At 66.9% G+C, this 23959-nt stretch carries 21 protein-coding genes, 1 other RNA gene and 1 pseudogene; 20 read left to right on the top strand and 3 right to left on the bottom strand.

The genetic code is table 11. From position 1 onward, the window contains the following. The first annotated feature begins 93 nt into the window (after nucleotides 1-93). The 3 genes from ribH (at nucleotide 94) to thiL (ending at nucleotide 2124) form a co-directional block, all read left to right on the top strand. The gene (ribH, locus tag CSC74_RS16450; RefSeq protein ID WP_162315585.1) at nucleotides 94-561 is read left to right on the top strand and encodes a 6,7-dimethyl-8-ribityllumazine synthase; all 468 of its coding nucleotides are present in this window, start codon (nucleotides 94-96) and stop codon (nucleotides 559-561) included. Then, the gene (nusB, locus tag CSC74_RS16445) at nucleotides 558-1028 is read left to right on the top strand and encodes a transcription antitermination factor NusB (protein ID WP_162315584.1); all 471 of its coding nucleotides are present in this window, start codon (nucleotides 558-560) and stop codon (nucleotides 1026-1028) included. Before ribH ends, nusB begins: the two co-directional genes overlap by 4 nt. A 145-nt stretch (nucleotides 1029-1173) precedes the next feature. Then, nucleotides 1174-2124, top strand: a complete 951-nt coding sequence (gene thiL / locus CSC74_RS16440) for a thiamine-phosphate kinase (protein WP_162315583.1) — start codon at nucleotides 1174-1176, stop codon at nucleotides 2122-2124. Nucleotides 2125-2223: 99 nt separating this feature from the next. Here the strand turns inward: thiL and CSC74_RS16435 are convergent, their stop codons facing one another. Both CSC74_RS16435 and CSC74_RS16430 read right to left on the bottom strand, forming a co-directional pair. After that, entirely contained in the window at nucleotides 2224-2610 is a 387-nt protein-coding gene (locus CSC74_RS16435; RefSeq protein WP_162315582.1) for a YraN family protein, read from the bottom strand. A 7-nt stretch (nucleotides 2611-2617) separates the two neighbouring features. Further along, a pseudogene (locus tag CSC74_RS16430) lies at nucleotides 2618-3922 on the bottom strand (penicillin-binding protein activator); the annotation flags it as partial. A 171-nt stretch (nucleotides 3923-4093) separates the two neighbouring features. Here CSC74_RS16430 and rsmI point away from each other — a divergent pair. The 3 genes from rsmI to rnpB all read left to right on the top strand — a co-directional run bounded on the left by rsmI (nucleotide 4094) and on the right by rnpB (nucleotide 6531). Continuing rightward, nucleotides 4094-4927, top strand: coding sequence for a 16S rRNA (cytidine(1402)-2'-O)-methyltransferase (rsmI, locus tag CSC74_RS16425; RefSeq protein WP_162315580.1), 834 nt, complete (start codon nucleotides 4094-4096; stop codon nucleotides 4925-4927). Nucleotides 4928-4932: 5 nt separating this feature from the next. Further along, on the top strand, nucleotides 4933-6150 hold the full coding sequence (chrA, locus tag CSC74_RS16420) for a chromate efflux transporter (protein WP_162315579.1): 1218 nt from the start codon (nucleotides 4933-4935) through the stop codon (nucleotides 6148-6150). Nucleotides 6151-6180: 30 nt separating this feature from the next. Continuing rightward, an RNA gene (gene rnpB / locus CSC74_RS16415) (RNase P RNA component class A) lies at nucleotides 6181-6531 on the top strand. A gap of 243 nt (nucleotides 6532-6774) precedes the next feature. Here the strand turns inward: rnpB and CSC74_RS16410 are convergent. Then, a complete protein-coding gene (locus tag CSC74_RS16410) occupies nucleotides 6775-7539 on the bottom strand; it encodes an NRDE family protein (protein ID WP_162315578.1) in 765 nt (254 codons plus the stop codon). Nucleotides 7540-8011: 472 nt separating this feature from the next. Here CSC74_RS16410 and mraZ point away from each other — a divergent pair, with 472 nt between their 5' ends. From mraZ to ftsZ, 14 genes are all read left to right on the top strand, one after another. Then, nucleotides 8012-8458 (top strand): division/cell wall cluster transcriptional repressor MraZ, encoded by a 447-nt coding sequence (gene mraZ, locus CSC74_RS16405; protein WP_162315616.1) that lies wholly within the window; start codon nucleotides 8012-8014, stop codon nucleotides 8456-8458. Between the two features lie 14 nt (nucleotides 8459-8472). Next, nucleotides 8473-9411 (top strand): 16S rRNA (cytosine(1402)-N(4))-methyltransferase RsmH, encoded by a 939-nt coding sequence (gene rsmH, locus CSC74_RS16400; protein WP_162315615.1) that lies wholly within the window; start codon nucleotides 8473-8475, stop codon nucleotides 9409-9411. Continuing rightward, complete coding sequence (gene ftsL, locus CSC74_RS16395) at nucleotides 9408-9671, top strand: cell division protein FtsL (protein WP_162315577.1); 264 nt, start codon at nucleotides 9408-9410, stop codon at nucleotides 9669-9671. Before rsmH ends, ftsL begins: the two co-directional genes overlap by 4 nt. Further along, nucleotides 9668-11491, top strand: a complete 1824-nt coding sequence (locus CSC74_RS16390; protein WP_162315576.1) for a peptidoglycan D,D-transpeptidase FtsI family protein — start codon at nucleotides 9668-9670, stop codon at nucleotides 11489-11491. Before ftsL ends, CSC74_RS16390 begins: the two co-directional genes overlap by 4 nt. Nucleotides 11492-11499: 8 nt before the next feature. Beyond that, nucleotides 11500-12957 carry a UDP-N-acetylmuramoyl-L-alanyl-D-glutamate--2,6-diaminopimelate ligase gene (locus CSC74_RS16385; protein ID WP_162315614.1) on the top strand — a complete coding sequence of 486 codons (1458 nt, stop codon included), beginning with the start codon at nucleotides 11500-11502 and terminating at the stop codon, nucleotides 12955-12957. Beyond that, nucleotides 12954-14417, top strand: a complete 1464-nt coding sequence (locus CSC74_RS16380) for a UDP-N-acetylmuramoyl-tripeptide--D-alanyl-D-alanine ligase (protein WP_162315575.1) — start codon at nucleotides 12954-12956, stop codon at nucleotides 14415-14417. Before CSC74_RS16385 ends, CSC74_RS16380 begins: the two co-directional genes overlap by 4 nt. Then, a complete protein-coding gene (mraY, locus tag CSC74_RS16375) occupies nucleotides 14407-15498 on the top strand; it encodes a phospho-N-acetylmuramoyl-pentapeptide-transferase (protein ID WP_162315574.1) in 1092 nt (363 codons plus the stop codon). The genes CSC74_RS16380 and mraY overlap by 11 nt, the downstream gene beginning before the upstream one ends. Continuing rightward, complete coding sequence (gene ftsW / locus CSC74_RS16370) at nucleotides 15498-16790, top strand: putative lipid II flippase FtsW (protein ID WP_162315573.1); 1293 nt, start codon at nucleotides 15498-15500, stop codon at nucleotides 16788-16790. The genes mraY and ftsW overlap by 1 nt, the downstream gene beginning before the upstream one ends. After that, nucleotides 16787-17881: an undecaprenyldiphospho-muramoylpentapeptide beta-N-acetylglucosaminyltransferase gene (murG, locus tag CSC74_RS16365; RefSeq protein WP_246193342.1), complete on the top strand. Its 1095-nt coding sequence runs from the start codon at nucleotides 16787-16789 to the stop codon at nucleotides 17879-17881. The genes ftsW and murG overlap by 4 nt, the downstream gene beginning before the upstream one ends. After that, complete coding sequence (gene murC, locus CSC74_RS16360) at nucleotides 17881-19332, top strand: UDP-N-acetylmuramate--L-alanine ligase (RefSeq protein ID WP_162315612.1); 1452 nt, start codon at nucleotides 17881-17883, stop codon at nucleotides 19330-19332. The genes murG and murC overlap by 1 nt, the downstream gene beginning before the upstream one ends. Then, nucleotides 19329-20291, top strand: coding sequence for a D-alanine--D-alanine ligase (locus tag CSC74_RS16355; protein WP_162315572.1), 963 nt, complete (start codon nucleotides 19329-19331; stop codon nucleotides 20289-20291). Before murC ends, CSC74_RS16355 begins: the two co-directional genes overlap by 4 nt. Continuing rightward, a complete protein-coding gene (locus tag CSC74_RS16350) occupies nucleotides 20288-21142 on the top strand; it encodes a cell division protein FtsQ/DivIB (RefSeq protein ID WP_162315571.1) in 855 nt (284 codons plus the stop codon). Before CSC74_RS16355 ends, CSC74_RS16350 begins: the two co-directional genes overlap by 4 nt. Then, a complete protein-coding gene (ftsA, locus tag CSC74_RS16345; protein WP_162315570.1) occupies nucleotides 21139-22374 on the top strand; it encodes a cell division protein FtsA in 1236 nt (411 codons plus the stop codon). Before CSC74_RS16350 ends, ftsA begins: the two co-directional genes overlap by 4 nt. Before the next feature lie 123 nt (nucleotides 22375-22497). Continuing rightward, nucleotides 22498-23748 carry a cell division protein FtsZ gene (gene ftsZ, locus CSC74_RS16340; RefSeq protein WP_162315569.1) on the top strand — a complete coding sequence of 417 codons (1251 nt, stop codon included), beginning with the start codon at nucleotides 22498-22500 and terminating at the stop codon, nucleotides 23746-23748. The last annotated feature ends 211 nt before the right edge of the window (nucleotides 23749-23959 follow it).

The following is a 23959-nucleotide window of genomic DNA, read 5'->3' as shown; positions in this document are numbered from 1 at the left end:
TCGCCGGATGAAAGCGTCGGGGCTGAAGCCCCTCCCACGTCCCGGTTTCCGCGCTGCTGTTAAACTTCCCGACCCATCCGGTATCCGTCCCCCATGCCCCATTACGAAGGCGATCTGCGCGCCCACGAAGCCGCACGTTTCGCGATCATCGCCAGCCGCTGGAATCCGCGCATTACCGATGCGCTGGTGACCGGTGCGCGGCAGAGCCTGTCGGCCAATGGCGTAAGCGATGGCGCGGTCGATGTGATCCGCGTGCCCGGCGCCTGGGAAATCCCGGTGGCCGCCGCGCGTATCGCCGCCGGCAGCCAGCATGCGGCGATCATCGCCCTGGGTTGCGTGATCCGCGGCGACACCCGCCATTACGAACATGTGGCCGACCGTTGCGCCGAGGGCTTGATGCGGGTGGCGCTGGATTTCGGCATCCCGGTGATGAACGGCGTGCTCGCGGTCGAACGCATCGAGGACGCGGAAGTGCGCGCCGGCGGCAGCCACGGCAACAAGGGCGAGGAAGCCGCGCTGGCCGCCATCGAGATGGCGCAACTGCTGGAGCAATTGCCATGAACCGCCATCCCCGCAAGGACGGCCGCCGCGACGGCGTAGACCCGGTCACCCGCGCGCGCGCGCGCCGTCGCGCGCTGCAGGCGGTATATGCATGGCAGATGTCGGGCGGCCTGGTGGAACAGGTCATCGCCCAGTTCGCCCACGAGCAGGCGCACGAGATCGCCGACCTTGAGTATTTTGACGACCTGGTCCGCGGCGTGGTCAAGCACCGCGCCAGCCTGGACGGGGCCCTGGTGGATTATCTCGACCGCCCGGTCGAGGAAGTCGATCCGATCGAGCGCGCGGTCCTGCGTCTGTCGGCCTACGAGTTGATCCACCGCCTCGACGTCCCGTACCGTGTGGTGTTGAACGAGGCGATCGAGATCGCCAAGCGCTTCGGCTCCGAGCACGGCCACACCTACGTCAATGGCGTGCTGGACAGGGCCGCGGCCGACTGGCGCCCGGCGGAATTCAACGCCGTCAAATGAAGCGGCAGGTGGGAGCAGTTCGTGGGAGCGGCGTAAGCCGCGAAGGCGACAATCCTGGACTTGCGATTCACATGGCAGCCATGGGTTCCCGTTGCGCGGCTTACGCCGCTCCCACAGGTCACTCCCACAGTATGCTGGGTCGATGATGAGCGCCGCTGAATTCGATCTGATCGACCGCATCCGCACGCGCGTCCGCGAACGCGACGACGTCGTGCTCGGTATCGGCGATGACGCCGCGCTGCTGCAGGTGCCGCCTGGCATGCAATTGGTAGTGACTGCAGACACGCTCAATGCCGGCGTCCATTTCCCGGAAGCCACCGCGCCTGCGGATATCGGCTGGAAATCGCTGGCGGTGAACCTTTCGGATCTCGCCGCGATGGGCGCCATGCCCGCCTGGTGCACGCTGTCGCTGTCGATGCCGGAAGCCGATGCAAGCTGGGTCGACGCCTTCCTCGACGGATTCCTCGAACTGGCCGACCAGCATGCGCTCGCGCTGGTCGGTGGCGACACCACGCGCGGGCCGTTGTCGATCTCGGTCACCGCGATGGGCCTGCTCGAAACCGGTAGCGCCTTGCGTCGTGACGGCGCGCGCGTCGGCGACGACGTCTGGGTGACCGGAACGCTGGGCGATGCAGCGGCGGCGCTGGAAGTTTTGCTGGCCGGGCGCGAGCCTTCGCCGTTTCTGCGCAAGCGCCTCGATCGCCCCACGCCGCGCGTCGCCGCTGGACGGCGGTTGTCGGGGCTGGCGCATAGCTGCATCGATCTGTCCGACGGACTGCTCGCCGACCTGGCCCATGTCTGCGAACGCAGCGGCGTCGGCGCGGAAATAAACTTGACGAGCCTGCCTGGTTCCGACGCGCTCGCAGCACTCGATCCTGCGCAGTACTGGCGCTGGCAAGCCAGTGGTGGCGACGATTACGAGTTGTGTTTCAGCGCCTCGCCGCGCAATCGCGAACTGGTGATGCAGGCCCTGGATTTCGCTGAGGTTCCCGCAACGCGGATCGGGCGCATCGTCGCGGGGCAGGGCGTGAAGGGATTCGATGCGAAGGGTGGGGAATGGCAGCCCGTGCAATCCGGCTACCAGCACTTCCCGTAGGAGCGCCCCTTGGGCGCGATGCTCTTCGACCAGATCGCCGAAGACCCAAGAGCATCGCGCCCAAGGGGCGCTCCTACAAGGCGGTTCCGTGCGGGGGATCTAGATATCGTCGGCCCGGAACGCATCCCGCAACCACGTGATCCTGGGTGTCTCCGGATCGCCATCCGCTTCGACCACATCGAAACGACACGGCATCTGCGCATAGCGGCGATGTTCGCCGAGGAAGAGTTGCGCCGCATGCACCAGCTTGCGGCGCTTGCCGATGTCCACCGAGGCCGCGCCGCCGCCGAAGGCGCGCGATTGCCGGTAGCGCACTTCCACGAACACCAGCATGCCGCCCTCATGGCCGCTGGGGTCCAGCATCACCAGGTCGAGTTCGCCGCCACGATAATTCGCGTTCGCCGCCACTTCGCGCAGGCCGGCACGCAGCAGATGGTCGCGTGCCGCGGCTTCGGCGCGGTCGCCCCGCGCCTTGCGATCGATCACGCCGCGTTCAACCGCCGCCGGAGACCGGAACCGCGCGCCCGTCGTTGAAAGTGGACCAGGCCGGCGTGCGCATCACGTTGCCGAAACCATCCAGGCTCAGTTCGCCGGTCGCGCCTTTCAGCTGCACATTGTTGCCGGTCGCCAGTTTCTCCAGGTAGGCGGTCAGCATCCATGCGTCGTAGCCGAAGGCGAACAGCCGTGCCGCCGGTCCGCGTGCGGTCGGCAGGTTCGCGCCCGCGACACTCGCTGCCGGCAGGCCGGCGAGGCCGCGCGCGGTCCACACTTCGGCGGGGTAGACGATGCCATCCAGCGCGCTGTCCTGTTCCGGTTTGCCGGTACCGGAAATCAGCTGCGACGTGCCGACCCGGCTCTTGCCGGCGAGGCCGGCGAGCGCCAGTTGCGGAGCGATGGCACGCGCCGTGCCGCCCCTGACCGCAAGGAACACGGCGTCCACGCCATGCTGTGCGGCGGCGGCGAGATTGGCGGAAATATCGCCCGGTGTTTCGGCCACGCTCAGCGTGTCGGTCACGCTGCCGCCGCGTTCGGTGAAGCGCTCGCGGAAGGAATTCGCGGCGCGCCGGCCGTTGTCGTCGTTGCCGCCGATCACCAGCGCCTTGCGGTGTTCGCGACTGAGCAGGTATTCGGCCGCGATGATGCCGTCGTCTTCGGGAGCCAGTGAAAATCCGGCGTTGCCGGCCGGCGGGGCAGCCGCACCACGATTGAGGGCGAGGACCGGCACCGCCAGGCCGGAGTCGCGGAACACGGCGGTGACTTCATCGCGGCCGAGCGGGCCGAGGATGAAGTCGGCGCCCGCGGCGACTGCCTTCGCATAAGCGTTGACGGCTCCGGCCGGGGTTCCCGCCGTGTCGAAGAAATTGATTTCCGGGCGACGCCGGGTTTCGCCGTAATAACCGGCCAGCAGGCCATCGCGGACGGGCGCCGAGGCCGTGGCCAGTTGTCCCGACAATGGCAGCAGCACCGCGAGTTTGACCGGAGGACGATAGCCGTCGCGCTCGGCGGCGGGCCGGTTGTTCAGGTCGAAACGCCATTGCACGCCACGGTCGAACGGGCGCGGCAGCGGCAGGCCGCGATTCAACAAGGCGCGCCCCGCGAAGGCGTAAAGCGGATCGCCGACCGGTAGCGCCGCGGCGTCGCGCGCCAGCGTCGCATTGTCGATGCCGGCCAGCAGGCGCTCGATCTCGCGTGCATTGTCGATCTTCGCCTGGCCGGTCAGCGTGGCATCGTTGCGTGCCAGCGCGGCCGCGTTGGCCAGCGCACCGCTGCTGGCCTTGCTCGTGGCCGGTCCACTGACCTGGGTGGTGGCGCAGCCGGCGAACAGCGTCACCAGCAACAACAAAGGAAAGATCCTTCCGAATCGCTTATCCATGGGGGTACTCGGCGGTGGTGCGGGGGAACCGGCTAGGATTGTACCTTCGGCGGCGCAGGACTGCGTTCAGCCCACCGCCTCCAGGAACATCCGCTCATGCCCGCTGGAACACTGTTCATCATCGCCACGCCGATCGGCAACCTGGCCGACCTGTCGCCACGTGCGCAGGAGACCCTGAAAGCCGTCGCCGCGATCTGCGCCGAGGACACCCGCCACACCCGCCAGCTGCTTTCCCATTTCGGCATCGATCGCCCCTTGCTGGCCTTGCATGAGCACAACGAGGAAGCGATGTCCGAGCGCATCGTCGAGCGCATCGCCGGCGGCGATTCGCTGGCTCTGGTCAGCGATGCGGGCACGCCGCTGGTCAGCGATCCGGGTTTCCGCGTGGTCCGCGCCGCGCGTGCGGCCGGACTGCGGGTCAGCCCGATTCCCGGCGCCTGCGCCGCGATCGCCGCGTTGAGCGTGGCCGGCCTGCCCAGCGACCGTTTCGTGTTCGAAGGTTTCCTGCCGGCCAAGTCGTCCGCCCGCCGCGAGCGCCTGGGCCGTCTCGCCAGCGAAACCCGGACCCTGGTGTTCTACGAATCCTCGCACCGCATCGCCGAATCGCTGGCCGACATGCGCCTCGTGTTCGGCGACGACCGCGCCGCGGTGATCGCGCGCGAACTGACCAAGATGTTCGAAACGGTGCTGGACGGCACCCTTGCCGGACTGCATGCGCAGGTTGAGGCCGACGACAACCAGCGCAAGGGCGAGTTCGTGGTCATGGTCCAGGGCGTGGGCGACGATGCGGAAGCGCAGTTGATCGAAGGCCAACGGCTGTACGCCAAACTCAGCGAATATTTGCCGCCATCGACGGCGGCGAAGCTGGCAGCGGAGATCAGCGGGGCGCCGCGAAAGGCCCTTTACGGGCAGAACGGATCGGCGGCCTGAGTCCGATGCGGGGATCGGCGGCCGACAGGTCTGCGGACGCCAGCGCCTGGGTCGTGTTCCGCGTATTCCTGCGTCTGGGCCTGACTTCGTTCGGCGGTCCCATCGCCCATCTGGCTTATTTCCGCGATGAGTTCGTGGCACGCCGCCGCTGGCTTTCCGAAAACCAGTACGCCGAACTGATCGCGTTGTGCCAGTTCCTGCCGGGGCCGGCCAGCAGCCAGGTCGGCATGGCGGTCGGCCTGTCGCGCGCGGGCCTGCGCGGCGCGCTCGCGGCCTGGTGTGGGTTTACCCTGCCTTCGGCGTTGGCCATGATCCTGTTCGCATTCGGACTGACGCGTTGGGGCGCCATGCTTTCTGCCGAGGCATTGCAAGGCTTGAAACTGGTGGCGGTCGCTGTGGTAGCGCAGGCGGTGTGGGGCATGGCGCGCGCATTCTGTACCGACTCGACGCGCGTGCTGCTGGCGGCGGCATCCGCGCTGCTCGTGCTGTGGTGGCCGCAGGCCTGGATGCAGGTGGCGGTGATTGGATTGGGTGCCGTGGTCGGGCTGGCGCTGCGTCGAATCGCTGCGACAACGATGGGCGAAGGCCTGGCAGTCCCACTATCCATGCGGTCCGGGTCGATCATGCTGGCGCTGTTCCTTGTGCTTCTGTTCCTGTTGCCGCTGCTGGCGCAGCAGTCTTCGTCATCGAGCCTGCAGGTGGTCGACGCCTTCTATCGCAGCGGTTCGCTGGTCTTCGGTGGCGGTCACGTGGTGCTGCCCTTGCTGCAGGCGGAGGTGGTGGCGCCGGGTTGGATCGGCGCGGATGAATTCCTTTCCGGCTATGGCGCGGCCCAGGCGATGCCGGGGCCCTTGTTCACCTTCTCCGCTTTCCTGGGTACGGCGATGTCGACGGGACCGGGGGGCTGGGCCGGTGGAATGCTGTGCCTGTGCGCGATTTTCCTGCCTTCGCTGCTGCTGGTCCTGGGCGTGCTGCCGTTCTGGTCGCGACTGCGCAGGCAGCGTCGGGTGCTGGCTGCGTTGGCCGGGGTCAATGCGGCGGTGGTCGGGTTACTGCTGGCCGCGCTCTACGATCCGCTGTGGCCCACGGCGGTGCGCGGCTGGCGCGACGCGGCATGGGTAGCTGCGGGTGTGGCGGCACTGATGTGGGCGAAAATGCCCGCGTGGCTGGTGGTGCTGGTGCTTGGCGTGGGCGGTGCGGTGTCGGCATGGTTTCCGGGCTAGTCAGCGCATGCGTGCGACAATGCGCATGGCGGAGTCGGCCAGGCAGTCGCGTCACCCGCAAGGGTGCCGAGGAAAGTCCGGGCTCCACAGGGCACGGTGCCAGGTAACGCCTGGGCGGCGCGAGCCGACGGAAAGTGCAACAGAAAGATACCGCCGAACGGTTCTCCGGAATGCGTGGCAAGGGTGAAATGGTGCGGTAAGAGCGCACCGCGAGCCTGGTAACAGGCCGGCACGGCAAACCCCACCGGGAGCAAGACCAAATAGGGACCTCATGACGCGGCCCGCGTCGGGTCCGGGTAGGTTGCTCGAGCGTAACGGCGACGTTGCGCCTAGAGGAATGACTGTCCACGACAGAACCCGGCTTATCGGCCGGCTCCGCCTCTTTCATCTTCGCTTCGCGTTCGATGAAAGCCCCAAAGTTTGCGATGCAAACTTCGGGCCCCAGGCTTGTGCCCCCAATTCCCCGCCGCTGTCGCGGCGCCCCCTTTACTAAAGGGGGCTATGGCTTCGCTCGTTATTCCTGCACGACTGTGTGAGCGATTACTTTCGGTGTTGTGGGAGCGACGTCAGTCGCGAATGAGGCTCCATGGCGCTTCATCGCGACTGGCGTCGCTCCCACATGGACTACTCGTCGTTGCGCAGGGTGGTTTCGCCTTCGAATACGCCATCGGGGCCGAAGCGGCGTTCGCTGATGTATCCGCGGCCTTCGTAATCGATGGCGATGAGGGTGCTGGCGCGGGTGCCGTAGGCGGGGCCGCGGATGAAGGCAGGCGAGAGCCAGCGCTCCAGTTCGATGCCCACGCCGGTATCGGGAAGTTCTTCGTCCGTAGCCACGTGTCCATCGGCGAGCGCCTGCCACAACGGTTCCGGATCCGTCGCTTCCGTCTCCGACCATTTCGACATCGCCGCGCATAGGCGTCGTGTCTTCGGCCATGGCACATCGAAGCCGCCGTTCGACATGCCATGGATGCCGGGCGCGATCGTGCGGTGTTCCAGGCGCGGATGGTTTCCCACGTATTCGCAGGAATCCGCGTCCGCCATCAGCAGGTTGAACGGCGCGTAATCACCAGCCGGGGCGAGTAGATCGCGTGCGTGGTGGTCGGCTGCGAGAGTCACGCCAAGGAATTCGACCGGCAGGCGACCGCGGGAAGGGCCGGAGGACGGAGGAGCCAGCGGATCGCGCACGTTGGTGACCACCGCGCAGCGGCCTCGCGCATCGAGTCCTACCCAGGTGCCGCCGGATTGCAGATCGCGACCGGCCTGGATCGACCCGATATCCGGCCAGCGGGCCAGCGGCGCGGTCGGGCGCGCATGGAACTCGTCACGGTTGCCCGCCAGCAGCAGACGCCAGCGGGGATGGCTTTTCCAGGCTAGGGCGACCAGGCACATGGGGGGATTTTGCTCGTTCTGGCTGGGGGAGGCGAGGAGCGAGGAACGAGGAACGAGGAGTGAGGAACGAGGAGTGAGTGAGGAGTGAGGAGTGAGGAGTGAGGAGTGAGACGGGGTAGCCGGTAGCCAGAATCAAGAGCTTCCCTCCGTTTCTCGTTTCTCGTTTCTCGTTCCTCATTACTTGTTCCCAGTCTCACAGGCAATTGAGATCAGAAAATTCACACCCTCTCCACTGGCCTGAATCACGGCAAAATCTCAAAATTTGAGACTAAACAGCAGCTTGTGGATAACCTTTGAACAAGTTTGTGAAGTTAGCTGCAACCCATTGAAGTAAAAGACGATTTATTCATCCATTCCCTGTTGACAACCTTTCGGGCGGTGCTAAGGTGGGCAGCAGAGGGAAAACCAGGTTTCTAGTGGTTTTTCGTGGTTCAATTGCCGCCTTCCAGCGGATTTCGTGGGTGCAGGGTTCGTGTTCCAGGGTGAGACCGCCATCACAGTTGACGACAAGGGCCGGTTGGCGGTGCCCACCGCCTACCGCGAGTTGGTCGCGCGCGAGTGCGGCAATCGTCTGGTCATCGCCTACAACCCGTTCGAGCAGGGCAGCCTGTATCTGTATCCCGAAAAGGAATGGCAGCGTGTCCGCGATGCGGTCAATGCGCTGCCCAGCACCCAGCGCGCGCATCGCAACCTGCAGTTGAAGCTGGTCGGTGCTGCGACCCCGGTTGAGCTGGATGGCAATGGCCGCATCAGCATCCCGGCCAGCCATCGCAGCGCGGTGGGCATCGAGAAGAAAGCCGTGCTGCTGGGCATGGGCGACAAGTTCGAATTGTGGAGCGAGCAGGCGCATCACGCGCAGATCCGTCAGACCTTGTCCGACGACGATCTGAGCGCGCACATGCTCGATCTGAAGCTGTGACGGGCGGTGCCCGGGTGCGCGGCGAAGCGCAGTCCGGCCACCTTCCCGTGATGTTTGTGCAGGTCATGGAAGGACTGCGGGTGCGCGAGAACGGAACCTACCTGGACGGCACATTCGGGCGTGGAGGGCATGCGCGCGGCGTGCTGCAAAGACTCGGCCCGGGAGGCCGGCTGCTGCTGATGGACAAGGATCCCGAAGCGATCGCCCACGCCGAACAGACGTTCGCCGGCGATGCGCGCGTCGCCATCAGGCGCGACAGTTTCGCCACGCTTGCGCATTGGGATGCCGCCGCCGAAGGCCTGGATGGCGTCCTCCTGGACCTGGGTGTGTCCTCGCCGCAACTGGACGTGGCCGAACGCGGTTTCAGCTTCGGCAAGGATGGCCCGCTGGACATGCGCATGGATCCCGACCACGGCGAAAGCGCGGCGCAGTGGCTTGCGCGCGCCGACGAGGCGGAGATCGCCGACGTGTTGTGGACCTATGGCGAGGAGCGCCTGAGCCGGCGCATCGCCAAGGCCATCGTCGCGCGGCGTGGCGAGAAGCCATTCACCCGCACCGCCGACCTGGCCGACTTGCTGGGTGCCGTGGTCGGCCGGGGCAAGCACGACATCAATCCGGCGACGCGCAGCTTCCAGGCCATCCGCATCCATATCAATCGCGAACTGGCCGACCTGGAAACCGGTCTGGACGGCGCGCTGGAGCGTTTGAAGGTCGGTGGCCGCCTGGCGGTGATCAGCTTCCATTCGCTGGAAGATCGCATCGTCAAGCGCTTCATTTCCAGGCACGCGAAGGCGCCGCCGGCCAATCGGCGCCTGCCCGAACTGGACGTATTCGTGCCGACACTGAAAGCCATCGGCGACGCGCAGCGCGCGGATGCCGCGGAAACCTCGGCCAATCCGCGCGCGCGCAGCGCGGTCCTGCGGGTGGCCGAGAAGCTGGGGGCCGCGGCATGAGCCGGTTCCTGCTGGTGGTGATGATCCTGGCGAGCATGGCTTCGGCGATCGGCGTGGTCTATGCGCGCCATCGCCATCGCCTGCTGTTCGTGGAACTGGCCAAGCTGGAGAAGGTGCGCGACGAGCTCAATATCGAATTCGGTCGCCTGCAGCTGGAACAGGCCACCGTGGCCGAAAGCAACCGCATCGACCAGATCGCGCGCATGCGCCTGGGGATGAAGTTCCCGGAAGCGGGCGATGTCGTGGTGGTGCGCCAATGAAGGGCTCGGTGAAGAACGCCGCACCGGTGCGCGGCCGCAATCGCGCGCGATTCAACCTGCGTGGACGGGTGACGCTGGTGGTGTGCGCGCTGGCGCTCTGTTCGGTCAGCCTGATCGGCCGCGCCGCGTACGTGCAACTGGTCAACAGCGATTTCTACCAGCGCGAAGGCAACGAGCGCTTCATCCGCAACATCGAGATCCCGACGTCGCGCGGCATGATCACCGACCGCAACGGCGAGCCGGTGGCGGTGTCCTCGCCGGTGGAATCGATCTGGTGCGATCCGCAGGAACTGCTGAAGACGCCCGACCGCCTGCCCGAGCTGGCCCGGGCATTGGGCGAGCCGCTGGACACGCTGACCAGCCGCATCAGCCAGCGCGCGGAAAAAGAGTTCTATTACCTCAAGCGCCGGATCAATCCGGACGAAGCCAGGAAGATCCTCGCCCATGGCGTGCCCGGGGTCTATTCGAAGCGCGAGTTCCGCCGCTTCTACCCGCAGGGCGAAGCCATGGCGCATGTGCTGGGCTTCACCAATATCGACGATCGCGGCCAGGAGGGCGTGGAGCTGGCGTTCGACGAATGGTTGCGCGGCAGCCCGGGCGCCAAGAAGGTGATCCGCGACAATCGCGGCCGCATCGTCGAGAACGTGGACCTGGTCAAGCAGGCGCAGCCCGGCAAGGACCTCACTCTCAGCATCGACCGTCGTATCCAGTTCCTGGCCTATCGCGAGCTGCGTAACGCACTGGTTTCCAATAACGCCAGCAGCGGATCGGTGGTGGTCCTGGACGTGGCCACCGGCGAAGTGCTGGCCATGGTCAACCTGCCCACCTTCAATCCGAACGCGGCATCGCTGGGCAAACCGGATGCGCATCGCAACCGCGCGATCGTCGACACGATGGAGCCGGGTTCGACGATGAAGCCGATCACCGCCGCCGCGGCATTGACCGCGGGAGTGGTCAAGCCCACCACCATCTTCAATACCTCGCCGGGCTGGATGCCGAACGGCAAGTACCGCACCACCGACACGCACAACTACGGGGTGCTCGACGTCACCGGCATCATCCGCAAGAGTTCGAACGTGGGTGCGGCGAAACTCGCTGCCCTGGTGCCCGACCAGGAGTACTACGAGTTCCTGCGCAAGTTCGGCTATGGCAGCAAGACCGGCAGCGGTTTCCCGGGTGAAGCCGCCGGTGGGGTCGCGCCGCCTTCGCGCTGGAGCGGCACCACCAAGCAGACCATGTCCTACGGCTATGGTCTTTCCGTGACTCCGCTGCAGATCGCGCACGCCTACGCGACGATCGGCAATGGCGGCATGGCGATCGCGCCCACCTTCATCAAGGGCCAGCGCAACGAACCGGCCGAAGTGCTGTCGCCGGAGATCGCGCACCAGGTGCTGCGCATGATGCAGACCGTGACCGAGCCCGGCGGCACCGCCACCCAGGCGGCGATCCTGGGCTACCACGTCGCCGGCAAGACCGGTACCGCGCGCAAGGCCTTCAACGGCGGATACTCGCGCGACTACCGCGCGTTCTTCGCCGGCCTGGTGCCGGTGGACAACCCGCGCTTTTCCATGGTGGTGGTGCTGGACAATCCGCAGTCCTCCATCTACGGCGGCATCGTCTCGGCGCCGGTGTTCCACAACGTCATGGAAGGCGCATTGCGCCTGATGGACGTGCCGCCGGACGACATCGAAACCTGGATCGCGGCGCAGGAGAAGGCCGAAGCCAAGTCGCGTCCGGCGAAAACGTCGCCATTGGCAGTCACCGCAGCTTCCACGACGCATGCCTCGTTGCCTGCGCCGTTGCCGGTAGACGTGCAATGAAGCGCGCCATGGCATTGGCCGACCTGCTGCCGGACCTGGACGTGTCGCGCGACATCGTGGTCCGCGGACTGGTGCTGGACAGCCGCGCGGTCGAGCCGGGCGATGCGTTCGTCGCCATCGCGGGCTTCGGCGCGCATGGCCTGGGTTTCGTCGAGCAGGCCAAGGCCGCCGGTGCGGCCGCCATTCTTTTCGAGCCGCCGGCGCCGGCCGAGTTCCAGGTTCCCGCCGAAGCGATCGCGGTGCCCCGGCTGCGTGCGCGGATGGGCGAGATGGCCGACCGTTTCCACGCGCGTCCTTCGCACGGCATGTCGATGGTCGGCGTGACCGGCACCAACGGCAAGACTTCCACGGTGCAGTTGCTGGCCCAGGCCTGGCATCTGCGCGGCATCCGCGCGGGCAGCATCGGCACGCTCGGCGCTGGCCTGTATGGCGAAGTGGTGGCGACCGGTTTCACCACCCCGCTGGTGCTGCAGATGCATGCGCTGCTCGCCGAGTTGCGCGATGCGGGCGCCCAGGCGGTGGCGATGGAAGTGAGTTCGCACGCGCTCGACCAGGGCCGCGTGGCCAACGTGCACTTCGACGTGGCCGTGTTCACCAACCTCACCCGCGACCATCTCGACTACCACGGCGACATGGACACCTATGGCGCCGCGAAGGCACGCCTGTTCGCATGGCCGGAATTGAAGGCGGCGGTGATCAACCTGGACGACGCCTTCGGTCGCAAGCTTTGCGGCCAATTGACGCCGGAAGTGCGGAGCATCGGCCTGAGTTCGCGTGGCGAGGAAAAAGCGGCCGTGCGTGCGGAAAATCTCAATCTCGACGCCAGCGGGATCGCCTTCGACCTGCTGGTCGAAGGCCAGGTCCATGGCGTGCGGTCGAAACTGCTCGGCCGCTTCAACGTGGACAACCTGCTGGCGGTGGCCGGTGCGCTGCATGCGTTCGGGGATGCGCCGGCCGATATCGCGCGCACGCTTTCCAGGCTGCAGCCGATCCACGGGCGCATGAACCGCCTGGGTGGCGATGGCGAGCGCCCGCTGGTCGTGATCGACTATGCGCACACGCCCGACGCGCTCGAGCAGGCGCTGTCCAGCCTGCGCGATCACGCCGCGGCGCGGCTGATCTGCGTATTCGGCTGCGGCGGCGAGCGCGACACCGGCAAGCGTCCGCAGATGGCGGCGTGCGCGGAACGCCTGGCCGACGGGGTGATCGTCACCGACGACAATCCGCGCGGCGAGAACGGCGATGCCATCGTCGCCGACATCCTTGCCGGTTTCGCCAGACCGGATTCCGTGGTCGTTCAACGCGACCGCGCCCGGGCCATCGCCCGCGCGATCGGCGAGGCGGGTCCGGACGACATCGTCCTGATCGCCGGCAAGGGCCACGAGCCCTACCAGGAGATCGACGGCGTCAGGCATCCGTTCGACGACACGACGGTCGCGCGCCAATGCCTGGAGGAACGCCAATGAAGCGGCTTCCCCTTTCATTGCTCGCGCACTGGGCCGGCGGCGAACTGCGGGGCGAGGACATCGTGGTCGACACGATGAGCAACGACACCCGTGCGCTGATGCCGGGCGGCCTGTATGTCGCCCTGCGCGGCGAGCGCTACGACGGCCACGACTTCGCCTACGACGCGGCCATGCGCCATGCCGCGGCGGTGCTGGTGGACCACGCGGTGCCGGTGGATGTGCCGCAGGTCATCGTCGCCGATACGCAACAGGCGCTGGCCCGCATCGCCGGCAGCCTGCAGCTGGATCGTGGCGGCAAAGTCGTGGCCATCACCGGCAGCAACGGCAAGACCAGCGTCAAGACCCTGCTCCAGTCGATCCTGCAGCTGGCGGGCAACACCTATTTCAATCCGGGCAACCGCAACAACGAGATCGGCCTGCCGCTGGCGGTGATCGATGCGCCGGACGATGCCGATTTCGCGATCTACGAAATGGGCGCCGGCAAGCCCGGCGACATCGCCTACCTGACCGACATCGTCGTTCCGGACGTGGCCCTGGTGAACAACGTCGCCCCGGCGCACCTGGAGCGCATGGGCAACCTGATGGGCGTGGCCGAAACCAAGGGTGCGATCTATTCGGCGCTGTCCGCCGCAGGCGTGGCGGTGATCAATGCCGACGATGCCTTCGCCGAGTACTTCGCCAAATGCGCCGCAGGCAAGCGCATCCTTCGTTTCGGCCTGGAGTCCAGCGCCGACGTAGGCATGCGCGACCTGCGCGCAAGCGCGGAAGGCTCGCAGTTCATCCTGGTCACGCCGCAGGGCGAAGTGGCGATCGCCTTGCCCTTGCCCGGCCGGCACAACGTACTCAATGCGCTGGCCGCGGCCTCGCTGGCGCTCGCCTGCGAGGTGACGCTGGCGACGATCGCCGAAGGACTGGCCACGGCCAGGCCGGTCGCCGGTCGCCAGATCGCGCATGCCCTGGGCGACGGCGTGGTCCTGGTCGACGACAGCTACAACGCCAATCCCGGTTCGCTGGCCGCGGCCATCGACACGCTCGCGGCCAGCGGAAGCGAAAGTTGGCTGGTGCTGGGCGACATGCGCGAGCTCGGTGCCGAAGCCGAAGCGCTGCACGCCGACGCCGGCCGTCGGGCCAAGGCCGCAGGCATCCGCAGGTTGTATGCGCTGGGGCCGTTGAGCGCCGCCGCCGCGCGCGCGTTCGGCGAAGGCGCGCGTAGTTTCGAGACGCATGCCGAAGTGGTCGACGCCTTGCGCAAGGACCTGCATCTCGTTGCTTCCCAGAGGGACTTCCTTCGGGGCGTGGGAGAGGCTTCAGCCCCGACTGTCACCACAGCGACTCCAGTCGGGGCTGAAGCCCCTCCCACAGATATTCGTGTGCTGGTGAAGGGATCCAGGGGCAGTGCGATGGATCGCGTGGTGAACGCACTTTTGTCCAAAGGGGAGGGCAAATCGCATGCTGCTTGAACTCACACGCTGGTTGCAGCAGCTGGAGAGCCTGTTCGGCTTGTTCGGCTACCTGACCTTCCGCGGCATCCTGGCGGCGCTGACCTCGTTGTTCCTGTCGCTGTGGCTCGGCCCGGCGGCGATCCGCCGGCTGGCCCAGTTCAAGGGCGGCCAGCCGATCCGCCAGGACGGCCCGCAGACCCATTTCACCAAGGCCGGCACGCCGACCATGGGTGGTTCGCTGATCCTGGTGACGGTGCTGTTGTCGGTGCTGCTGTGGGGCGACCTGCGCAATCGCTACGTGTGGCTGGTGCTGGCGGTGATGCTGACCTTCGGCGCGATCGGCTGGTACGACGACTGGATCAAGATCGTGAAGCGCGATCCGAACGGGCTGAAGTCGCGCTGGAAGTATCTGCTGCAGTCGATCTTCGGCCTGGCCGCCGGCATCTTCCTGTGGGTGACCGCCGATCCCTCGGTGCCGGCCGCGACCACGTTCTACATCCCTATGATCAAGAGCGTGGCGCTGCCGCTGGCCGGCGCCGGCTTCATCGCCATCGCCTACCTGTGGATCGTCGGCTTCTCCAATGCGGTGAACCTGACCGACGGCCTCGACGGCCTGGCGATCATGCCGACCGTGCTGGTCGCCTGCGCGCTGGGCGTGTTCGCCTACGCCTCGGGCAATGCGGTGTTCTCCACCTACCTGCAGATTCCGCAGGTGCCGGGCGCGGGCGAGCTGGTGATCATCTGCGCGGCCATCGCCGGCGCCGGACTCGGCTTCCTCTGGTTCAACACCTATCCGGCCATGGTGTTCATGGGCGACATCGGCGCGCTGGCGCTGGGCGCGGTGCTGGGCACGGTCGCGGTGATCGTGCGCCAGGAACTGGTGCTGGTGATCATGGGCGGGATCTTCGTGGTCGAAACCCTGTCGGTGATGATCCAGGTGGCGTCGTTCAAGCTCACCGGCAAGCGCGTGTTCCGGATGGCGCCCATTCACCATCATTTCGAATTGAAGGGCTGGCCCGAACCGCGGGTGATCGTGCGCTTCTGGATCATCTCGGTGGTCCTGGTCCTCATCGGCCTGGCCACGTTGAAGGTGCGCTGATGAACGACAGTCCGCGCCAGGCCACCCGACTCGAAGCCATCGGCGGCCGCTACGATCCGTGGCTGCTCGGCGTGGTCATCGCGCTCGCCGGCCTGGGCGTTGTCATGGTCGCTTCCAGTTCCATCGCCATGGACAGCAACCCGTTCCATTTCCTCACCCGCCACGTGGTGTTCCTGGGCGTGGGCGTGGGCCTGGCGTACTGGGTCATGCGCACCGAACTCAAGACCGTCGAGCATTACAACCAGTACCTGCTGCTGGCCTGCTTCGTGCTGCTGGTTTCGGTGTACGTGCCCGGCCTGGGCAGCAGCGTCAATGGCGCGCGCCGCTGGATCAACCTGGGCGTGTCCAAGTTCCAGGTGGTGGAGGCGGTGAAGGTGCTCTACATCGTCTGGCTGTCGAGTTACCTGGTGCGCTTCCGCGACGAGGTCAATGCAACCTGGCCGGCGATGCTCAAGCCGCTGGGCGTGGCGGTGGCGCTGGTCGCCTTGCTGCTGCTGCAGCCGGATTTCGGTTCTTCCACGCTGCTGCTGGCGATCACCGCCGGCATGCTGGTACTGGGCGGCGTGAACCTGCCGCGGATGTCGGCGCCGATCGTCGTCGGCCTGCCGATCTTCGCCTTCATCGCCATCCTCGAGCCGTACCGGATGCGGCGCATCACTTCCTTCATGAATCCATGGGCGGATCAGCTAGGCTCGGGCTACCAGCTCAGCAACGCGCTGATGGCGATCGGCCGCGGCGAATGGATGGGCGTCGGCCTGGGCGGCTCGGTGCAGAAACTGAACTACCTGCCCGAGGCGCATACCGATTTCATCTTCTCGGTGATCGGCGAGGAACTCGGCTTCATCGGCGCGTGCGGCGTGATCGCGCTGTATGCGCTGCTGGCCGGCCGCGCCTTCCACCTGGGCCTGCGTTGCGTGGAGATGCGCCGCCACTTCGCCGGCTATTGCGCGTTCGGCATCGCCTTGTGGATCAGCCTGCAGAGTTTCGTCTCGATCGGCGTGAACCTGGGCCTGCTGCCGACCAAGGGCCTGACCCTGCCGCTGATTTCCTCCGGTGGCTCCAGCGTGCTGATGACCTGCGTGGCGATGGGCCTGTTGTTGCGGGTTTCCTACGAACTCGATCGCGCCGAACGCCAGGTCGCGCTGCTGCGCGGAGAAGCCACGCCATCCGCCGAAGCGCCTGTCGTTGCGGATCCGCCCACGGCGAGGGAAAAGGCGCCTGCCGCAACGCCGAAGCGCGGCACCAGCCGCCTGAACCCACGGGTCGAACCCACTTTCGAGAGGATCGCATGAGCGGTTACGACGACGCCCCGGTGATGATCCTGGCGGGCGGTACCGGCGGGCACATTTTCCCCGCGCTGGCGGTGGCCAAGGTGCTGCGCGCGCGCGGCGTGCCGGTCACCTGGCTGGGTGCGGACGGCGCCATGGAGACCAAACTGGTGCCGCGCCAGGGCATCCAGCTCGACACCATCGCCATCGGCGGCTTGCGCGGCAAGGGCAAGCTGGCCCTGCTCGGCGCGCCGCTGCGGGTGTTGCGCGCGGTGCGTGCGGCCGGCTTCGTATTGCGTTATCGCGAGCCGCGCGCGGTGGTCAGCTTCGGTGGATTCGCCGCCGGTCCGGGCGGCATGGCCGCGCGCCTGCAGGGCCGTCCGTTGCTGGTCCACGAACAGAACCGCGCGCCGGGTTTCACCAATCGCGTGCTGGCGAAATTCGCGCGCCGCATCCTCACGGGATTCCCCGGCAGCTTCGCCGCGCGCGAAGAAGCGGTGGGCAATCCGGTGCGCAGCGAGATCGCCGCGGTGCCGCCGCCGGCGCAACGCCTGGCCGGACGCCAGGCGCCGCTGCGCCTGCTGGTGCTGGGCGGCAGCCAGGGTGCGCGCGTGCTCAACGCCGGCTTGCCGCAGGCGCTGGCGCAATTGTCCGGAATCGAATTCGAAGTCCGCCACCAATGCGGCGACAAGCTGCGTGAGGAAGCGGTGCGCGCCTACCGCGAAGCGGGGGTCGAGGCCAGCGTCGAAAGCTTCATTTCCGACATGGCCGGCGCCTATGGCTGGGCCGACCTGGTGGTCTGCCGCGCCGGTGCCTCGACCCTGGCGGAACTGTGCGCGGTCGGCGTCGGCAGCGTGCTGGTGCCGTTCGCCGCGGCGGTCGACGACCACCAGACCAAGAACGCGCAATACCTGGTCGAACGCGGCGCCGCGGTGCTGCTGAAGCAGGACGACCAGCTGGCCGCGCAATTGCAGTCGACCTTGCGCGACCTTGCCGGCGACGCCGCGCGGCGGCTGGCGATGGCCGAAGCCGCGCGCGCGTTGGCCCGGCCCGATGCGGCCGAGCGCATCGCCGACATCATCCTGGAAGAATCAGCTTTGGAGAAGGCAGCATGATGATGGCCGCTGCGCGCGAACGTCGCCTGCAACACAGCGGCAACCTGGCCCAGGAATTCCGCCGGGTGCATTTCGTCGGTATCGGCGGCGCCGGCATGAGCGGCATCGCCGAAGTGCTGTGCACGCTCGGCTACGAAGTATCCGGTTCCGACAACGCGGACAATGTCGCCACGCGCCGGCTGGCTTCGCTCGGCGCGCGGGTCATGCGCGGGCATAACGCCTCCAACGTGCTCGGTACCGATTGCGTGGTGGTGTCGAGTGCGATCAAGCACGACAACCCGGAACTGATGGAAGCGCGTTCGCAGCGCATCCCGATCGTGCCGCGCGCGGCGATGCTGGCCGAACTGATGCGCTTCCGCCGCGGGATAGCGGTTGCCGGTACCCATGGCAAGACCACCACCACCAGCCTCACCGCGGCGGTGCTCAGCGAAGGCGGGCTGGATCCGACCTTTGTCATCGGCGGACAGCTGCTCGCCGCCGGCGCCAACGCCAAGCTCGGCGACGGCCAGTGGCTGGTGGCCGAAGCCGACGAAAGCGATGGCAGCTTCCTGCGCCTGAATCCGCTGATGGCGGTGATCACCAATATCGATGCGGATCATCTGGAGAATTACGACAACGATTTCGCCAAGGTCCAGGCGGCCTTCGCCGAATTCCTGCAACGCCTGCCGTTCTACGGGCTGGCGGTGCTGTGCATCGACGATCCGGAAGTGGCCGCGCTGGCCGCCGACACGCCACGCCACGTCATGAGCTATGGCTTCGCCGAGAATGCCGACGTGCGTGCCGAGGACGTCACCCAGGAGGGTGGGCGCATGCGTTTCACCCTGCGCCTGCCGGAAGACACCCAGGTGCAGGTGACCCTGGCGTTACCGGGTCGGCACAACGTGCAGAACGCATTGGCTGCCGCCTGTATCGGCTGGCAACTGGGTGTGGCCCCGGAAACCATTGCACGCGCTCTGGAGAAGTTCACCGGCATCGGCCGTCGCTTCAACGAGCTGGGCGAGATCGTCACGCCGACCGGCGCGCGTGTGCAGCTGGTCGACGACTACGGCCACCATCCGCGCGAACTCGCCGCGGTGTTCGCCGCCGCGCGTGGCGGCTGGCCGGACAAGCGCCTGGTGGTCGCCTTCCAGCCGCATCGCTACAGCCGCACCCGCGACCAGTTCGATGCGTTCGCCGCGGTGCTCTCCGAAGTCGATGCGCTGGTGCTGAGCGAGGTCTATCCCGCTGGCGAAGCGCCGATCGCCGGTGCCGACGCGCGCTCGCTTGCGCGTGCGATCCGCGCGCGCGGCCGCAACGAGCCGGTCGTGGTCAGCCAGGTTTCCGAACTCGCGGCCGTGTTGCCGGACGTGCTCCAGGACGGCGACCTGCTGCTGCTGATGGGCGCCGGCGACATCGGTTATTTCGCACAACACCTTTCCACCCACGGCTTCGAGGCAAGCAGGACAGAATGAGCACGTACGCATTTCCCGCGCCGCGAGTCACCGATCCGGGCGCATTCGGCCGGGTCGCCGTGCTGCTGGGCGGTACTTCCAGCGAACGCGAAGTATCGCTGGATTCCGGTCGCAACGTATTGGAAGCGCTGCAGTCGCGCGGTGTCGATGCGACCGCCGTCGATGGCGTGGCCGCGTTGACCGGAGCGCTGGCACAGAAGAAGTTCGATCGCGTGTTCAACATCCTGCATGGTGGCGAAGGCGAGAACGGCGTGTTGCAGGGCCTGCTGGAAGCGCTCGGCGTGCCGTATACCGGTTCCGGCGTGCTCGGTTCGGCGTTGGCGCTGGACAAGATCCGCAGCAAGCAGGTGTGGATGGCGCTGGACCTGCCGACCCCCGGTTATCGCCGCTTGGCCAAGGGCGACGACGTGCATGCCGCTGCCAAGGCGATCGGCTTGCCGGTGATCGTGAAGCCTTCCTGCGAGGGCTCCAGCGTAGGCGTGTCGCGCGTGTTCGACGATGCGGGCCTGCAGGCGGCGGTCGATCTCGCGGTGCGTTATCCAGGCGAACTGCTCATGGAGCAGATGATCGTCGGCGACGAGCTGACCGTGGCGATCCTGGGCGATGTCGCGCTGCCTTCGATCCGGATCGTGCCCAAGGGCGAGTGGTACGACTACCACGCCAAGTACAAGGCCGAAGATACCCAATACCTTTGCCCGGGGCTCGAAGGCGCGGACGAGATCGAGATCGGCCGCATCGCGCTGGCCGCGTTCCAGGCGGCCGGTTGCAACGGCTGGGGTCGCGTCGACGTGATGCGCGATCGCAGCAGCGGCAACTTCTACTTGCTCGAAGTGAATACCGCGCCGGGCATGACCAGCCACTCGCTGGTGCCGAAGTCGGCCAAGCAGGCCGGTATCGGCTTCGGGGAATTGTGCTGGCGGATCCTGGAACAGACGCTGCCGGAGGTGGCCGGCCGATGAACGCCGCGCTGCGCATCTTCACCTGGTTGCTGGCACTTGCGCTGGTCGTCATGCCCGTGGTCGCGGTGATGAACGGCTGGATCGGCGCCGAGCGCTGGCCGCTGACCAAGTTGCGCGTGCACGGCGAGTTCAAGCGCGTCGACCCGGCCCAGTTGCGTGCGGTGGTGCTGCCTTTCGCCAAGCCGGGCTTCTTCGCCGTGCGCCTGCAGGGTGCGCAGGACGCGGTCGAAAAGCTGCCGTGGGTGGAGCGCGCCGAAGTGCGCAAGCGCTGGCCGGACGTGATCGAAGTCGAAGTGGTCGAGCACAAGCCGTTCGCGCGCTGGGGCGACGATCGCCTGCTTTCCGAACACGGCCGCCTGTTCCCAGTTCCGAAGGGGCTGTCGTCCGATGCGCTGCCGCTGCTCGGCGGCCCCGATTCGCAGGTCAAGGAAGTGGTGGCGCTGTACAACGAATCGCGCGAGCTGTTCGCGCCGGTCGGTTTCAAGGTCGACAGCCTGGTGATGGATCGCCGCGGCAGCTGGTCGCTGGCCCTGAGCAACGGCACGCAAGTAGTGCTCGGCCGCACCGACGCGCGCCCGCGCCTGGGCCGCTTCGCACGGATGCTGCCGCAACTGCTGGCGCGCAACGCGCTGCCGCTGCAGCGCGCCGATCTCCGCTACACCAACGGTTTTGCATTGAGCTGGGCGAGCGGCCGCGAGCAAGCGGACGCCATCAAGGCGTCTGCTGCGGCCGACGAGCGCCCGGCCATGGATGGCCGGACCGGACTGGCCGAAGCCAGCAGGGTGACGCCATGGATGGCAACGACGATCCACAGGAAAACGATAAAAGTTTTGCAGCAGGCGAATACATGAATAGGAAAGGCGACAAATCGCTGATCGTCGGTCTCGACATCGGCACTTCCAAGGTCACCGCGCTGGTCGGCGAATATTCGCCGGGCAATCCGATCGAGGTGATCGGCATCGGCTCGCACGAATCGCGTGGACTCAAACGCGGCGTGGTGGTGGACATCGAATCCACGGTGCAGTCGATCCAGCGCGCGGTCGAGGAAGCCGAGCTGATGGCCGGCTGCGAGATCCGCTCGGTCTACGCGTCCATCTCCGGCGCGCACGTGCAGTGCAAGAACTCGCCCGGCATCGTCCCGATCCGCGACGGCGAAGTGACCTGGGGCGACCTGGACCGGGTGCTGGAAGCGGCCAAGGCCGTGGCCATTCCCGCCGACCAGAAGATCCTGCACGCGATTCCGCGCGAATACGTGCTGGACGATTCGCAGGAAGGCATCCGCAACCCGGTCGGCATGACCGGCGTGCGCCTGGAAGTGCACGCGCACCTGGTGGTCTGCGCGCAGTCGGCCGCGGCCAACATCAGCAAGTGCGTGCAGCGCTGCGGGCTGCAGATCGACGACCTGATCCTGTCCTCGCTGGCGTCCAGCGTCGCCGTGCTGACCAGCGACGAGCGCGAGCTCGGCGTGGTCCTGGTCGACATGGGCGCGGGCACCACCGACCTGGCCGTGTTCGTGCAGGGCGCGATCTGCCACACCGCTTCGCTGCCGATCGCCGGCGACCATGTCACCAACGACATCGCGCACATGCTGCGCACGCCCACGCCGGAAGCCGAACAGATCAAGGTGCGCTACGCCTGCGCGCTGGCGCAGCTGGCGACTGCCGAGGAAAGCATCCAGGTGCCCAGCGTCGGCGACCGCCCGCCGCGCCGCTTGCCGCGCCATTCGCTGGCGCAGGCGGTGCAGGGACGCTACGAGGAAATCTTCGAGATGGTCCAGGCGGAACTGCGCCGCTCCGGTTTCGAGGAACTGGTGCGCGCCGGCATGGTGCTCACCGGCGGCGCTTCGAAGATGGAAGGCGTGGTCGAACTGGCCGAGGAGATGCTGCAGATGCCGGTGCGCATCGGCATCCCGCAGCACGTCACCGGCCTGGGTGAAGTAGTCGGCAACCCGGTGCACGCCACCGGCGTGGGCCTGCTGCTGATGGGCAGCCAGATCGAGCACCCGCGGCGCCCGTCGCTGCCGACCGGCAAGGCAGGGACGCTGTTCAACAAATTGAAGAACTGGTACCGCGGCGAGTTCTGAGGCCGCGAATGGGTTAAGCGCATCCGCGACGGCGCGGGTGGGTGAGGCGGGAAGGGAAATAACGGGAATTGAGCGACACCCCGATGCAACTAAACACACATAACTATTAAGAGGACAACGGACATGGCACATTTCGAACTGGTTGAAAGGATGGCTCCGAACGCGGTGATCAAGGTCATCGGCGTCGGCGGCGGCGGCGGCAACGCGGTCGCGCACATGGTCAGCAGCAGCGTGGAAGGCGTTGAATTCGTCACCGCCAACACCGACTCGCAGGCCATCAACAATTGCGGCGCGAAAACCCAACTGCAACTCGGCGGCAATGTCACCAAGGGCCTGGGCGCGGGCGCGAATCCGGAAGTCGGCCGCCAGGCCGCGCTCGAGGATCGCGAGCGCATCATCGCCGCGCTGGACGGCGCCGACATGGTGTTCATCACCGCCGGCATGGGTGGCGGCACCGGCACCGGCGCCGCGCCGGTGGTGGCCCAGCTCGCCAAGGAAATGGGCATCCTGACCGTTGCCGTGGTCACGAAACCATTCCCGTTCGAAGGCCGCCGGCGCATGCAGGTCGCACTGAAGGGCATCGAGGAACTCAGCCACCACTGCGATTCGCTGATCACCATTCCCAATGAGAAGCTGATCACCGTGCTGGGCCGCAACGCGACCATGATCCAGGCCTTCCGCGCCGCCAACGACGTGCTGCTCGGCGCGGTGCAGGGCATCGCCGACCTGATCGTGCGTCCGGGCCTGATCAACGTCGACTTCGCCGACGTGCGCACGGTGATGAGCGAGATGGGCCTGGCCATGATGGGCACCGGTTCGGCGCGCGGCGACGACCGCGCCCAGGCCGCCGCCGAGGCCGCCATCCAGAACCCGTTGCTCGACGACGTCAACCTGTCCGGCGCCAACGGCATCCTGGTCAACATCACCGCCGGCCCCGACTTCACCATGGCCGAGTTCGATGAAGTGGGCCGCACCATCGAGGGCTTCGCCGCCGAGGACGCGACCGTCGTGCTGGGCACGGTGCTGGATCCGGACATGCAGGACGAGGTGCGCGTGACCGTGGTCGCCACCGGCCTCAACCGGGTCGCGGCGCGCCAGCCGGTCGGCCGTGGCAGCGATCTCGCCGGAGGCATGCGCGAGCCTATGCGTGCGCCGATCAAGCTGGTCCGCGACGCCACCACTGGCATGCCGCTGTACGACGCCAACGCCAATACCGATGCGGTCGCCACCGCGGTCGGCGGCCTGGGCATGGGCATGGGCCTTCGCCGCGGCAGCGCGGAGTCGTCCCCGGCCCCGTCCTCGACGCCGGCCGTGGCCGATCTGCCCGGCGACTACCTGGATATCCCGGCGTTCCTGCGCCGCCAGGCGGATTGATTCAGCCCTGAAACAGCCCCCTCCCTTGCGAAGCAGGGGAGGGTTGGGGAGGAGTAGGCCGGAGTCGATGTGGGTGCGTTGCAGTGAAATGTCGAGTGCAGGCTTCCCTTGCATTGGACGTCGAACAGCAACGGAATCCCGATAGCCCCGGCGGAGCCGCCTTCCCGCCTTCCACCGCAAGGAGGAGGTTGAGTAAGACACTGCCATGTCC

Source organism: Pseudoxanthomonas yeongjuensis, from assembly GCF_010093345.1.
GTDB lineage: Bacteria > Pseudomonadota > Gammaproteobacteria > Xanthomonadales > Xanthomonadaceae > Pseudoxanthomonas_A > Pseudoxanthomonas_A yeongjuensis.
This window is presented reverse-complemented; position numbering and strand designations above follow the sequence as displayed.